The sequence below is a fragment of the Pseudomonas sp. 58 R 12 genome (genome assembly GCF_900005865.1).
In the GTDB taxonomy this organism is placed as follows: Bacteria; Pseudomonadota; Gammaproteobacteria; order Pseudomonadales; family Pseudomonadaceae; genus Aquipseudomonas; species Aquipseudomonas tritici.
The window spans coordinates 216,055-229,870 of the sequence record NZ_CVTP01000019.1 but is presented as its reverse complement, the minus strand read 5'-3'; the positions used below and the strand labels follow the sequence as shown (position 1 = coordinate 229,870).

10 protein-coding genes and 1 pseudogene are annotated in these 13,816 nt (G+C 59.6%); 8 read left to right on the top strand and 3 right to left on the bottom strand.

Annotation, left to right across the window (positions count from 1 at the left end; all coding sequences use genetic code 11):
• Window positions 1-66: 66 nt before the first annotated feature.
• Entirely contained in the window at window positions 67-1,209 is a 1,143-nt protein-coding gene (pdxB, locus tag BFP95_RS16675) for a 4-phosphoerythronate dehydrogenase PdxB (RefSeq protein ID WP_065910451.1), read from the top strand.
• Window positions 1,210-1,267: 58 nt separating this feature from the next.
• Here the strand turns inward: pdxB and BFP95_RS29805 are convergent, their stop codons facing one another.
• Window positions 1,268-1,435 (bottom strand): PA1571 family protein, encoded by a 168-nt coding sequence (locus tag BFP95_RS29805; protein ID WP_175405982.1) that lies wholly within the window; start codon window positions 1,433-1,435, stop codon window positions 1,268-1,270.
• A gap of 237 nt (window positions 1,436-1,672) precedes the next feature.
• Between BFP95_RS29805 and BFP95_RS16670 the strand changes: the two genes are divergently transcribed.
• On the top strand, window positions 1,673-3,448 hold the full coding sequence (locus BFP95_RS16670) for an ABC transporter transmembrane domain-containing protein (protein ID WP_175405981.1): 1,776 nt from the start codon (window positions 1,673-1,675) through the stop codon (window positions 3,446-3,448).
• Between the two features lie 63 nt (window positions 3,449-3,511).
• Window positions 3,512-4,276, top strand: a pseudogene (locus BFP95_RS16665) (Fic family protein); the annotation flags it as partial.
• Between the two features lie 118 nt (window positions 4,277-4,394).
• Here the strand turns inward: BFP95_RS16665 and BFP95_RS16660 are convergent.
• Complete coding sequence (locus BFP95_RS16660; RefSeq protein ID WP_065910449.1) at window positions 4,395-6,323, bottom strand: transglycosylase SLT domain-containing protein; 1,929 nt, start codon at window positions 6,321-6,323, stop codon at window positions 4,395-4,397.
• 213 nt (window positions 6,324-6,536) lie between these two features.
• Between BFP95_RS16660 and BFP95_RS16655 the strand changes: the two genes are divergently transcribed.
• Window positions 6,537-8,456, top strand: a complete 1,920-nt coding sequence (locus BFP95_RS16655; RefSeq protein ID WP_065874831.1) for an ATP-binding cassette domain-containing protein — start codon at window positions 6,537-6,539, stop codon at window positions 8,454-8,456.
• 185 nt (window positions 8,457-8,641) lie between these two features.
• Here the strand turns inward: BFP95_RS16655 and BFP95_RS16650 are convergent, their stop codons facing one another.
• On the bottom strand, window positions 8,642-9,082 hold the full coding sequence (locus tag BFP95_RS16650) for a universal stress protein (RefSeq protein WP_065874832.1): 441 nt from the start codon (window positions 9,080-9,082) through the stop codon (window positions 8,642-8,644).
• Window positions 9,083-9,187: 105 nt separating this feature from the next.
• Here BFP95_RS16650 and BFP95_RS16645 point away from each other — a divergent pair, with 105 nt between their 5' ends.
• The 4 genes from BFP95_RS16645 to BFP95_RS16630 all read left to right on the top strand — a co-directional run bounded on the left by BFP95_RS16645 (window position 9,188) and on the right by BFP95_RS16630 (window position 13,794).
• Complete coding sequence (locus BFP95_RS16645) at window positions 9,188-9,625, top strand: hypothetical protein (RefSeq protein WP_049709432.1); 438 nt, start codon at window positions 9,188-9,190, stop codon at window positions 9,623-9,625.
• A gap of 482 nt (window positions 9,626-10,107) precedes the next feature.
• Window positions 10,108-12,255, top strand: a complete 2,148-nt coding sequence (gene fadB / locus BFP95_RS16640) for a fatty acid oxidation complex subunit alpha FadB (protein ID WP_065874834.1) — start codon at window positions 10,108-10,110, stop codon at window positions 12,253-12,255.
• A gap of 29 nt (window positions 12,256-12,284) precedes the next feature.
• Complete coding sequence (gene fadA / locus BFP95_RS16635; protein ID WP_065874835.1) at window positions 12,285-13,460, top strand: acetyl-CoA C-acyltransferase FadA; 1,176 nt, start codon at window positions 12,285-12,287, stop codon at window positions 13,458-13,460.
• A gap of 97 nt (window positions 13,461-13,557) precedes the next feature.
• Window positions 13,558-13,794 (top strand): DUF1653 domain-containing protein, encoded by a 237-nt coding sequence (locus BFP95_RS16630; RefSeq protein ID WP_010563748.1) that lies wholly within the window; start codon window positions 13,558-13,560, stop codon window positions 13,792-13,794.
• The last annotated feature ends 22 nt before the right edge of the window (window positions 13,795-13,816 follow it).

The window sequence follows — 13,816 nt, the reverse complement described above, 5'->3', positions numbered from 1 at the left end:
GTGTTAGCGATTTGTAAGCGCGGGCTGCGATCCCTGTACACTGCCGGTCTGCCAAAGGAGCCTGCCATGCTGATTGTTGCCGACGAAAATATTCCGCTGCTCGATGCATTCTTCCAAGGGATTGGCGAGATTCGCCGCGTGCCCGGCCGATCCATCGACCGCGCTACAGTCGAGCAGGCCGATGTGTTGCTGGTGCGCTCGGTGACCAACGTCAACCGGGCCCTGTTGGAGGGCAGCGCGGTGCGCTTTGTCGGTACCTGCACCATCGGCACCGATCACTTGGACCTCGACTATTTCAGGCAGGCCGGCATCCAATGGGCCAGCGCCCCCGGCTGCAATGCACGCGGTGTTGTGGACTATGTATTGGGCAGCCTGCAGACCCTGGCTGAAATCGAAGGCGCCGACCTCAATCAGCGCACTTACGGCGTGGTCGGTGCCGGTGAAGTCGGTGGGCGGCTGGTGAAGGTGCTCAAGGGCCTGGGCTGGAACGTACTGGTCTGCGACCCGCCACGGCAGATCGCCGAAGACGGGGATTACGTCAGCCTGGCGCAGATCATTGAGCAATGCGATGTGATCAGCCTGCACACGCCGCTGACCAAATCCGGCAATGGCTCTACCTGGCACCTGCTCGACCGCCAGCGTCTTGAGCAACTCAAGCCTGGCACCTGGCTGATCAACGCCAGCCGTGGCGCAGTGGTGGACAACGCCGCCCTGCGCGACGTACTGCTGGAGCGCGAAGACCTGCAAGCGGTGCTGGATGTATGGGAGGGCGAGCCGCAAGTGGACGTCGACCTGGCGGACCTGTGCGTGCTGGCCACGCCGCATATTGCTGGTTATAGCCTGGAAGGCCGGCAGCGCGGCACGGCGCAGATTTACCAGGCGTTCTGCGCGCACCTGGGCCAGGCGCCGAGCATCCAATTAAGTGATCTGCTGCCCACGCCGTGGCTGGCCGAGGTGCATTTGAACGCGTCGACCGAACCGGCTTGGGCGCTGGCAACCCTGTGCCGCAGCGTGTACGACCCGCGCCGCGATGATGCGGATTTCCGCCGCAGCCTTGTAGGAACCGTGGACGAACAGCGTAAGGCCTTCGACCTGCTGCGCAAGCATTACCCCGCACGCCGAGAGATCGACGGTTTGAAAGTGCGAATCAACGGAGAGTCGACGGCGCTGGCCAATATCGTTTCCGCATTGGGCGCGCAGACGATTTAAACGCCACTAAAAAACCCGGCCACCAGGGCCGGGTTTGCAAGAGCGTGGCGCGTTAGCCTTACTGGGCAGGCTTGACCAATTTTTCTTCCAGTTCGCTGCACGCTTGCTGGACCATCTCTTCGGTGATCTGCACTTCACGGCCCTGAGCGTCGATGTACGAGCAAGGCAGCTGCTGCGGTTGGCGGATCACTTCAATCTTGGCATCGCTGCTGTTTTGCAAGGTCATGGCCTGTCTCCTCATCAGGTTGTGTACCTACTGTAAAACCCTCCCGTGACCGGGCTGTTACAACTCCCTAACCCGTTCAGCGGTTCTGACACCCAGTCGACCAGAAACCGATACAAATTTCCAGCCAGGCGTTAGACCGATAGCCTCTAGGGGCCAGCATCGGGGGGCATAATTAACCTGACTCATTGTTATTTACGCAAGTTCCCCCAATGTTGATGTACAGGTTCCTCATTGGTGATGCCCTCCATGTTCTCAGTCCGTCAACGCCGCGCGATTCGCCTGGCCAGCCGTTTCATTGCGCCCTACCGCTGGCAGGCGCTCGGCGCCCTGTTGGCGCTTATCGTCACGGCCGGTATTACCTTGTCCATGGGGCAGGGCATTCGCCTGCTGGTGGACCAGGGCTTCATGACCCAGTCACCGCACCTGCTCAACCAGTCCATCGGTCTGTTCATGATCCTGGTACTGGGATTGGCGGTGGGCACGTTTGCGCGGTTTTACCTGGTGTCGTGGATTGGCGAGCGGGTGGTGGCGGATATCCGTCGGCAGGTGTTCAACCACCTGATCTACCTGCATCCAGGCTTCTATGAGAACAACCGCAGTTCGGAGATCCAGTCGCGGCTGACCACCGACACCACCTTGCTGCAGTCGGTGATCGGCTCGTCGCTGTCACTGTTCCTGCGCAACGCCTTGATGGTCATCGGTGGCATCGTGCTGCTGTTTGTCACCAACCCCAAGCTCACCAGTATCGTGGTGGTGGCGTTGCCGCTGGTGCTGGCGCCGATCCTGATTTTCGGCCGGCGCGTGCGCAGCCTGTCGCGACAAAGCCAGGACCGCATCGCTGATGTGGGCAGCTATGTGTCCGAGACCCTCGGTCAGATCAAGACCGTGCAGGCGTACAACCACCAGGTACAGGACGAACAGCGCTTCGCCGTGACCGTGGAAGACGCATTCACCACCGCGCGTAAACGCATCACCCAGCGCGCCTGGCTGATTACCCTGGTGATCATGCTGGTGCTCGGCGCCGTGGGCGTGATGTTGTGGGTCGGCGGCATGGACGTCATCAGCGGGCGCATTTCCGGTGGCGAGCTGGCGGCCTTTGTGTTCTACAGCCTGATCGTCGGCAGCGCCGTCGGCACCCTCAGCGAAGTACTCGGCGAGCTGCAACGTGCCGCCGGTGCGGCCGAACGCATCGGCGAACTGTTGCAGTCCACCAATGAAATCCAGGCGCCGGCCGCTGGCATTGTGCAATTGCCTGAGCGGGTCAGTGGCCGCCTGGAGTTGCAGGCCCTGCGCTTCTCCTACCCTTCACGGCCGGACAGCTACGCCATCGACGGCTTGAACCTGACCATCAACCCAGGCGAAACCCTGGCGCTGGTCGGCCCGTCCGGCGCGGGTAAATCGACGATTTTCGACCTGTTGCTACGTTTCTACGATCCCCAGCAAGGCCGGATCCTGCTTGAAGGCCACGCGCTGACCGATCTCGATCCCATGGACCTGCGCCGTCACTTCGCCCTGGTGTCCCAGAGCCCGGCGCTGTTCTACGGCAGCGTCGAAGAAAACATCCGCTATGGCAACCCGACGGCCACTGCGGAACAAGTCGAAGCCGCCGCGCGCATCGCCCATGCCCACGACTTCATCCTGCAAATGCCCGACGGCTACCAGACCCATCTCGGCGACGGCGGCATGGGCCTCTCCGGCGGCCAACGCCAACGCCTGGCCATCGCCCGCGCGCTGCTGGTGGACGCGCCGATCCTGCTGCTGGACGAAGCCACCAGCGCGCTGGATGCCCAGAGTGAGCACCTGATCCAGCAAGCGCTACCGCAGTTGATGCAAGGGCGTACCACCCTGGTGATCGCGCATCGACTGGCGACCGTGAAGAATGCGGATCGGATTGCGGTGATGGACCAAGGCAAGCTGGTGGCAGTGGGCACGCATCAGCAGTTGATTGCGAGCAATCCGCTGTATGCGCGGTTGGCGGCGTTGCAGTTCAGTGATGGGGTGGAGGTTGATTGAAGCTGCGAAGTATCAGGGCCTTGAGGCATCATGTGGTCTTTCGCTATGGAACTGGATGAGGACATGAGCCGTTATCAACCTCCGCTGACCCTGACCACAAAGATGCTGGCCCTGGTGGCCGATATCAGTGAGCAGATTGGTCAACTCTCAGTCGGCGACGATAGCCGTCAGACGCCTCAGTTAAGGCGTGGTAATCGGATTCGCACCATTCAGGCTTCGCTGGCGATCGAGAACAACACGCTCAGCGTCGAACAAGTAACCGCAGTTCTGGAAGGTAAGCGAGTGCTGGGCTTACCGCGAGAAATCCAGGAAGTACGTAATGCATTTGCTGCTTACGAGGCCATGCCGCAGTGGATTCCCGGTGATCGTGTGGACCTGCTTAAGGCACACGAGCTGCTCATGTTTGGATTGATTGACGATGCTGGTCGGTTTCGACAGGCGGGTGTTGGTATCTATCGCGGCGAGCAACTGGTTCACATGGCTCCGCCCGCAAGCCGTGTAACGCATCTAATGGACGATTTGTTGCAATGGTTGACGGTTTCGGATTGGCACCCGTTGATCGCCAGTTGCGTATTCCATTACGAGTTCGAATTTATCCATCCTTTTGCAGACGGAAATGGGCGAATGGGTCGTCTCTGGCAAACCCTGATCCTCAGCCAGTGGCGCCCTGTATTGGCTTACCTACCGGTGGAAGCGGTGATTCGTGAACAGCAGGATGCCTACTATGCCGCGTTGTCGGCAGCCGACCAGCGGGCGGAGGCAACCCCTTTCGTTGAGTTCATGCTGCAGGCGTTGAGCCTGGCTTTGGCTGAAGCGGTGCAAAGCGAGCGCCCGGCGGCCCCATAAAAAATGCCCGCATCTCTCAATGCGGGCATTTTCATTGTGGCGGGCAAAAAGCGCGCAGCCTCGTTTTACTCGACAGCGCCTACCTGACCGGCATTACCGGTCATTGATCATCAAAATACCGCTCATGCCAATCCACCAGCGGCTGTGGTGAGTTGAGCTTCTGCCCGTAGATCACCGAATAAGACAGCACGTTCTGTACATACTGGCGGGTTTCGTCGAACGGGATGCTTTCTACCCACACGTCGAAGCTCAAGTGATCGGCACCGCGCAGCCATTGGCGCACACGGCCAGGGCCGGCGTTGTAGGCGGCGGAGGCGAGGACGCGGTTGCCGTTGAACTGGCTGTGCACCTGGCTCAGGTAAGCCGCGCCGAGCTGGATGTTTTTGTCCGGGTCCAGCACCTGGGCCGGTGAGGCCAGCGGGATGCTGAACTTGCGCGCCGTTTCCTTGGCGGTGCCGGGCATCAGTTGCATCAGGCCGCTGGCGCCGACGCCGGAGCGGGCGTCATCCATGAAGGCGCTTTCCTGGCGAGTGATCGCGAATATCCAGCTCGAATGCAGGCCGCGTACCTTGGCTTCACGCACCAGGGTGTCGCGGTGGGCCATCGGGAAGCGGATGTCCAGGTCGTCCCAGTACTGCGCCTGGCTGATGGTACGGATGGCCGGGAAGTACCACTTCATGTCGTAGGCCAGCTTGGCCTGGGCGACCATTTCGTCACGGTTGAAGTGACGGCTGACGTGGTACCACTCGCGGCGGCCATCGACGATCTGGCCGCGCGCATAGAACTCCAGGGCACGGCGCACGCCAGGCGTGTTGCGCACCTTGTTCACCAGCGCCTGGCTCATCACCAGCGGCTTGTTGTTCAGCTGGTAGGGCGCCTTGGAGCGGTCAGCGGCGAGAAAACCGTAGAAATCCCGCTCGCGCGACAGGTTCTTGTACAAGACCAGCGCTTGCGGGTTTTTCGGCTCGGCCAGCTCCAGGCTACGGGCCTGCCAGTAGCGCCAGCGGTTGGTGGTCGCCAAGTCTTGTGGGAGTTTGCGAGTCAACTGGTAGGCATCTTCCCAGCGGGCCAGGCGCAACAGCAGGCGCAGGCGCCATTCTGAGACGGTGTTGTCGCGCAACTCAGGGTCGTACTTGGTCATGACTTCAAGCGCACGTGGGTCGAAGCGCTTGGCCAGGGTCAGGCCGATCTCTCGGGCAATCGACACTTTTTCGTCACGGGAGAAGTGCATGCTGCTGGCGTAGCCGTCGAGCAGGGCCATGGCCTTGTCCGGATCCTGGCGTGCCAGGCGTCGCAGGCCCAGCCCCACGGCATCAGACATGGCCTCGGTGGCCGGCAGGAAGCGTGATGGGTCGCTGAGCATGTCGGGCTTTTGCGCCACATCCACCATCAAGCGGCCTTGGGCGCCGAGGGTGGGCAGGGTTTTCACCAGGCTGTTGGCCAGTGCGTAGTTGCGCGCTTCGGCGGCGAGCTTGGCGCGGTCCCAGATTTTCTGTTCGGTGAGTTGGCCGTCAGCCGCCCATTGGCCGAAGGTGACATCGCAGGCCGCGGGTTGGGACTTGCCGGTCATCCAGAGTTTTTCGGCAGTCTTGTAGCCTTCGGCTTTCAGATTGTGGGTGAGCTGGTACTGGCCGTGCAGGCAGTCCAGTTCGACAAAATTGAGCTTGGCGTCGTAGTACTTTTCAAACGTCTGCCAGTCGCCACGTTCGGCCAACCAACGCAACCAGCGCAGCTTCATCCAGTTGGCCTGGGGCAGGTCGCCGTTTTTGGCAAGGAACTGTTCGATTTCCTGGTTGCTCGCGGTTTTCAGGCGGGCGGTCAGTTCGTCGTAGGCCAGGTACGGCGTCAACGGATAGTCGGCCAGGGCCTGGCTGTATTGCATGTAGGGGCCGGTATCACCCTTGGCCAGGGCGCGTTTGGCTTCATCGTAATATTGACGTTGGGTGGTGAGGTCCACGGCCTGGGCGGATTGAACGGCGGTGGCGGAAAGAAGCAGACAAGATAAAAAGTTGAAAAGGCGACTGCGCATGAGACGTCCGTGCAGAGAAATCACGACTAGCACCGGCATCGCCGACACTGATTGCCCCTAGCTTAGCCTTTTGCCCGCGACCGGTGAAAGCTTTGCCGGCCGGTTGGTTCAAGTTCGTTGGAAATGTCCTACAGAACGTGTCGGCAGCGAAAATGCCAGCCGCATCCCACCCTCAACTCAGGTAGAATGCGCGCCCAGTTTTTGGAGAAGCGTATGACCCTGCTCAAATTCAGCGATGTGTCCCTTGCTTTCGGCGCTATGCCGTTGTTGGACAAGGTGTCCTGGCAGATCGCCCGTGGTGAGCGGGTGTGCATCATCGGCCGCAACGGCACCGGCAAATCCAGCATGATGAAGCTGGTAAAAGGCGACCAGAAGCCCGATGACGGCTCTGTTTGGCGCGCTCCGGGCCTCAAGATTGGCGAATTGCCGCAAGAATTGCCGGTGGCCGACGGACGGACAGTGTTCGACGTGGTTGCCGAAGGCCTGGATGGCGTGGGCGAGTTGCTCGCGCAATACCATCACCTGGCGCAGAACTGTGTCACCGAAGAAGACCTGGACAAGCTGATGCACGTCCAGCAAGACCTCGAAGCCCGTGACGGCTGGCGCTTGCAGCAACTGGTCGACAGCACCTTGAGCCGCCTGCAACTGCCGGCCGACAAGACCCTCGCCGAATTGTCCGGCGGCTGGCGTCGTCGCGTGTTGCTGGCCCAGGCCCTGGTGTCCGAGCCGGACCTGCTGCTGCTCGACGAACCGACCAACCACCTGGACATCGGCGCCATCGCCTGGCTGGAAGAAGCCATCAAGGATTTCCAGGGCGCCGTGCTGTTTATCACGCACGACCGTGCCTTCCTGCAGAGTCTGGCCACGCGCATCCTCGAACTGGACCGTGGCGGCCTGATCGACTGGAACGGCGACTACGCCAGCTTCCTGGTGCACAAAGAGGCCTCTCTGGCGGCTGAAGAAACCGCCAACGCGCTGTTCGACAAAAAACTGGCCCAGGAAGAAGTCTGGATTCGCCAGGGCATCAAGGCGCGCCGCACCCGTAACGAGGGCCGCGTACGCGCCCTCAAAGCCCTGCGCGTTGAGCGCAGCGAGCGTCGTGAGCGCACCGGCAAGGCCAACATCCAGCTGGACACCGCCGACAAGTCGGGCAAGCAGGTAATGGTCCTCGATAACGTGAGCTTCGCGCACCCGGGCGGCCCGTTCCTGATCAAGGACTTCTCGATGGTCCTGGCGCGCGGCGACCGTATCGGTCTGCTGGGTGCCAACGGTACCGGCAAGACCACCTTGCTCAAGTTGATGCTCAATGGTCTGCAGCCGACCAGCGGCAGCGTGGAAGAGGGCACACGCATCGACGTGGCCTACTTCGACCAGTTGCGCCACCAGTTGGACCTGGAAAAAACCGTGATCGACAACGTCGCCGAAGGTCGCGACTTTATCGACATCGACGGCCAGAGCCGCCACGTACTCAGTTACCTGGGCGACTTCCTGTTCAGCCCGCAACGTGCGCGTACGCCGGTGAAAGCCTTGTCCGGTGGTGAGCGTGCGCGCCTGCTGCTTGCCAAGCTGTTCAGCAAGCCGGCCAACCTGCTGGTACTCGACGAACCGACCAACGACCTCGATGTGGAAACCCTCGAACTGTTGGAAGAAGTGCTGCTGACCTTCAACGGCACCGTGCTGATGGTGAGCCACGACCGGGCATTCCTCGACAACGTGGTCACCAGCACCCTGGTCTTCGAAGGTGAAGGCAAGGTGCGTGAATACGTCGGTGGTTACCAGGATTGGCTGCGCCAGGGCGGTTCGCCGCGTCTGTTGGGCGTGACCGAGAGCAAGTCCGGCAAGGCCGACTTGACCTCTGCCGTCGTTGCTCCGGTGGCCGCTGCTGCACCCGCTCAGGAAGCCGCACCGGCTGCCAAGAAAAAGCTCAGCTACAAACTGCAGCGTGAGTTGGAAGCCTTGCCAGCGGATATCGAAGCCAAGGAAAAGCAGATTGCCGCAGTAGAAGCGGAAATGGCTGACGCCGGTTTCTACCTGCGCCCGGCGGCGGAAACTGCCAAGGTCATCGCTTCCCTGGAAACCTTGAACCAAGAGCTGGAGGTGTTGGTCGAGCGTTGGGCTGAGCTGGATGCCTGAGTGATTCCAATGCATTAAAAAACCCGGTGTTCATTTTCATGAGCGCCGGGTTTTTTATATGACAATGCGATCAGAAAATGTGGGAGCGGGCTTGCTCGCGAAAGCGGTAGATCAGTCGACAGATGCGTTAACTGAAAGACTGCTTTCGCGAGCAAGCCCGCTCCCACATTTGATCTGCGTTGTACTTAAGAGGATTTCACCAGTTTCACCGCCAGTACATCGCACGGCGCGCCGTGCAGCACATCATTGGCAGTAGAACCCAGCAGCAACGCCAAACCGTGACGACCATGGCTACCCACCACGATCAAGTCGCAAGCCTTTTCCTTGGCCAAGTGGTGGATTTCCTGGCGCGGTTGGCCGTATGTCAGGTGGCAGTCTTCCTTTTTCAGATGCGGGTATTTGAGAATCAAACGGTCCAGGCGCTCCTTGGCCTGGTCAAATTGTTGTTGCTGCAACTGGGAAAGGTCCATCGGCACGTCACCGCCAAAGGCCATGGCCATGGGCTCGACGATATGCACCAGCGACAGTATGGCGCCATTGGCCAATGCCGATTCCTGCGCGCGCTTGATCACCGGATCGCACTCTTCGGTCAGATCGACAGCGACCAGAATATGTGTGTAGGGCATGAGGCGTTCCTCCAAGGGACTGCAATAAATTCAGTATGGCTGCTTTCAAGCGGATGCGGTTGCGTCAGATCAAATCCGCTCATCTAGAAATTCGGGAGTACACATATGACGGTCTGGATAGTGGTGTCAATCCTTGTGGTGGTTCTGAGCCCTCTGGCATGGCTGCGCCCGTCGCGCCATCAGAGTGGGCGCATGGCCCTGCGCATGGAGGCGCGCCGCATCGGCCTGGCCATGCAACTGTCGCCCCAGGAGTGGCCGCACTGGCTCAAGCATGAGCCACCGAGCCCGTGCGCGCAGTATTGCCGGCCACGGCGCGGCAGCACGCCGGCGCTCTGGAGCTATTGGCAGTTGGAGCCGGGGGTATGGGTAAATCAATGGCGTGAAGTGTGCGTCGATGAAAAGTTGTTGCCGTATTTTGCGACGCTGCCGGACAACGTCTACAAGATCGAGGCCGACAAGCAAATGATCGCCTTGTATTGGGGCGAGAAGGGCGAGGCGAGCGTCCTGAAGGATATCGATACGCTGCTTAGAGCCCTGGCCTGATAAACAGCAGGCCATAAAAAGCCCGACATATCATCGGGCTGGAGTTGGCCAGGCAGGCCGGTAATCTGTGTTTCCCGCGTCGGATGTTCATCCAGACGCGTTACGGTTGTCGCTAGCCTAGCGGCATATCCCGTTCTGTACAGCCTTTTCCCGAATGTTTTCTATTATTGATTCAGTGAATAGCTGAATATTGACGGGTCGCGGGCGTATGACTCGGGTTCTGAAATGACTGGAAAGTCGCGTTTTCCCTAGCCTTTCGAGCGATTGACAATTGCCCGGAATTGGATGAAGGTGGCGTACCCAAATCAAACGGGCGTATGAATTGAGCGTTTGTCTGTCAGACGACTCATACAGAATCCCGACTATCGCATTGGCGGGTGTGCCTGGCGGATTGGCGTGAACATTGACGAAATCATCAATGTCCCACCAGAGGCCAGCGTTCAATGTGTACTGTTCAGCTTCCATATCGTGGAGATCAGTTGATGATTTACGAAGGTAAAGCCATCACGGTTAAGGCTCTTGAAAGTGGCATCGTCGAATTGAAATTCGACCTCAAGGGTGAGTCCGTCAACAAGTTCAACCGTCTAACCCTGAACGAACTGCGTCAGGCCGTAGACGCCATCAAGGCTGATGCATCGATCAAAGGCGTGATCGTCTCCAGCGGCAAGGACGTGTTCATCGTCGGCGCTGACATCACCGAATTCGTCGACAACTTCAAGCTGCCCGATGCCGAGCTGGTGGCTGGCAACCTCGAAGCCAACAAGATTTTCAGCGATTTCGAAGACCTCAATGTACCGACCGTCGCCGCGATCAATGGCATCGCGTTGGGCGGCGGCCTGGAAATGTGCCTGGCCGCGGACTTCCGCGTCATGTCCGCTACCGCCAAAATCGGCCTGCCTGAAGTCAAACTGGGCATTTACCCAGGTTTCGGCGGCACCGTACGCTTGCCGCGCCTGATCGGTGCCGACAACGCCATCGAGTGGATCGCCGCCGGCAAGGAAAACCGTGCTGAAGACGCGCTGAAAGTCGGTGCCGTCGATGCCGTGGTTGCCCCGGACAAACTGGCCGAAGCCGCACTGAACCTGATCAAGGGCGCCATCAGCGGCGAGTTTGACTACAAGGCCAAGCGTCAGCCGAAGCTGGAAAAACTCAAGCTCAACGCCATCGAACAAATGATGTCGTTCGAAACCGCCAAAGGTTTTGTGGCTGGCCAGGCCGGCCCGAACTACCCGGCGCCGGTTGAAGCGATCAAGACCATCCAGAAAGCCGCGAACTTCGGTCGCGACAAAGCCCTGGAAGTGGAAGCCGCTGGCTTCGTCAAACTGGCGAAAACCTCGGCGGCCCAGAGCCTGATCGGCTTGTTCCTGAACGATCAGGAACTGAAGAAAAAGGCCAAGGCCTACGACGAAATCGCCAAGGACGTGAAACAGGCTGCCGTACTCGGCGCCGGTATCATGGGCGGCGGTATCGCCTATCAATCGGCGTCCAAAGGCACGCCGATCCTGATGAAAGACATCAACGAGCACGGCATCGAGCAAGGCCTGGCGGAAGCCGCCAAGCTGCTGGTCGGCCGCGTGGACAAAGGTCGCATGACCGCAGCGAAGATGGCTGAAGTGCTTAACGGCATTCGTCCTACGCTGTCCTACGGCGATTTCGGCCACGTCGACCTGGTGGTCGAAGCCGTTGTCGAGAACCCGAAGGTCAAGCAAGCGGTACTGGCTGAAGTCGAAGCCCACGTTAAGGACGACACTATCCTGGCGTCGAACACCTCGACTATTTCCATCAGCTTGTTGGCCAAGGCCCTCAAGCGTCCGGAAAACTTCGTCGGCATGCACTTCTTCAACCCGGTGCACATGATGCCGCTGGTCGAAGTGATCCGTGGCGAGAAGTCCAGCGAGCAGGCTGTTGCCACCACCGTTGCCTACGCCAAGAAAATGGGCAAGAACCCGATCGTGGTCAATGACTGCCCGGGCTTCCTGGTCAACCGCGTGCTGTTCCCGTACTTCGGCGGTTTCGCCAAGCTGGTCAGCGCCGGGGTGGACTTTGTGCGCATCGACAAAGTCATGGAAAAATTTGGCTGGCCGATGGGTCCGGCGTACCTGATGGACGTGGTCGGTATCGACACCGGCCACCACGGTCGCGACGTCATGGCTGAAGGCTTCCCGGACCGCATGAAAGACGACCGCCGTTCGGCGATCGACGCGCTCTACGAAGCCAAGCGCCTGGGCCAGAAGAACGGCAAGGGCTTCTACGCCTACGAGGCCGACAAGAAGGGCAAGCAGAAGAAAGTGGCCGACCCGTCGGTGCACGAAGTGCTGGCTCCGGTCATCTACGAACAGCGTGAGGTGTCCGACGAAGACATCATCAACTGGATGATGATCGCCCTGTGCCTGGAAACCGTGCGTTGCCTGGAAGATGGCATCGTCGAAACCGCCGCCGAAGCCGATATGGGCCTGGTGTACGGTATTGGTTTCCCTCCATTCCGTGGTGGTGCGCTGCGTTACATCGACTCGATCGGTGTGGCCGAGTTCGTTGCCCTGGCTGATCAATACGCTGATTTGGGCCCGCTGTACCACCCGACCGCGAAGCTGCGTGAAATGGCCAAAAATGGCCAGAGCTTCTTCGGTTAAGCGCCCAGACGACTAGAGCGAGAATATTTATGAGCTTGAATCCAAGAGACGTGGTGATTGTCGACTTCGGTCGCACGCCGATGGGCCGCTCCAAGGGCGGCATGCACCGCAACACCCGTGCCGAAGACATGTCGGCGCACCTGATCAGTAAATTGCTGGAACGTAACGTCAAGGTTGACCCGAGCGAAGTCGAAGACGTGATCTGGGGCTGCGTCAACCAGACCCTGGAGCAGGGCTGGAACATCGCGCGCATGGCGTCGCTGATGACCCAGATCCCGCACACCGCGGCCGGCCAGACCGTGAGCCGCCTGTGTGGCTCGTCGATGAGCGCGCTGCACACTGCCGCCCAGGCAATCATGACCGGCAACGGTGATGTGTTCGTGGTCGGTGGCGTGGAGCACATGGGCCACGTCAGCATGATGCACGGCGTCGACCCTAACCCGCACATGTCGCTGTACGCAGCAAAAGCCTCGGGCATGATGGGTTTGACTGCGGAAATGCTTGGCAAAATGCACGGCATTACCCGTGAAGCCCAGGACGCGTTCGGCCTGCGCTCCCACCAACTCGCCCACAAGGCGACCGTGGAAGGCAAGTTCAAGGATGAAATCATCCCGATGAACGGCTACGACGAGAACGGTTTCCTGAAATTGTTCGACTACGACGAAACCATTCGTCCGGACACCACCCTGGAAAGCCTGGCGGCCCTCAAGCCTGCCTTCAATCCAAAGGGCGGCACCGTGACAGCCGGTACGTCGTCGCAAATCACCGACGGTGCTTCGTGCATGATCGTGATGTCGGCGCAGCGTGCCCAGGACCTGGGTATCCAGCCGCTGGCGGTGATCCGTTCGATGGCAGTGGCGGGTGTGGACCCGGCGATCATGGGCTATGGTCCAGTACCGGCCACACAAAAAGCCTTGAAGCGCGCGGGCCTGACTATCTCCGATATCGACTTCTTCGAGCTCAATGAAGCTTTCGCCGCACAGGCCCTGCCAGTGCTGAAAGATTTGAAAGTGCTCGACAAGATGAACGAGAAGGTTAACCTGCACGGCGGTGCGATTGCCCTGGGCCACCCATTCGGTTGCTCCGGTGCGCGTATCTCCGGCACTTTGCTTAACGTGATGAAGCAAAATGGCGGCAACCTCGGGGTTGCAACCATGTGCATTGGTCTCGGCCAAGGCATTTCGACCGTCTTCGAACGCGTTTAAGCGTTGGGTTGACGGAAGCCGGGGCCCAGTGCCCCGGTTTTTGTTTTTTGGAATTTTTAATATTTTTTTTCAACACATTTTGTAAGAGGGCCAGAGCATGAAAGTCGAACCAGGGCTCTACCAACATTATAAAGGTCCGCAGTACCGTGTTTTTAACGTGGCACGGCATTCTGAGACTGAAGAAGAAGTGGTGTTTTACCAAGCACTGTATGGCGATTACGGCTTTTGGGTGCGCCCATTGAGCATGTTCCTGGAGAGCGTCGAAGTTGACGGCGAGCAGGTCCCGCGCTTTGCTTTGGTCCAGGCCGAACCGAGTCTTTTTTCCGGGCAATAACGGCAGGTCGCGCAGAATGCTG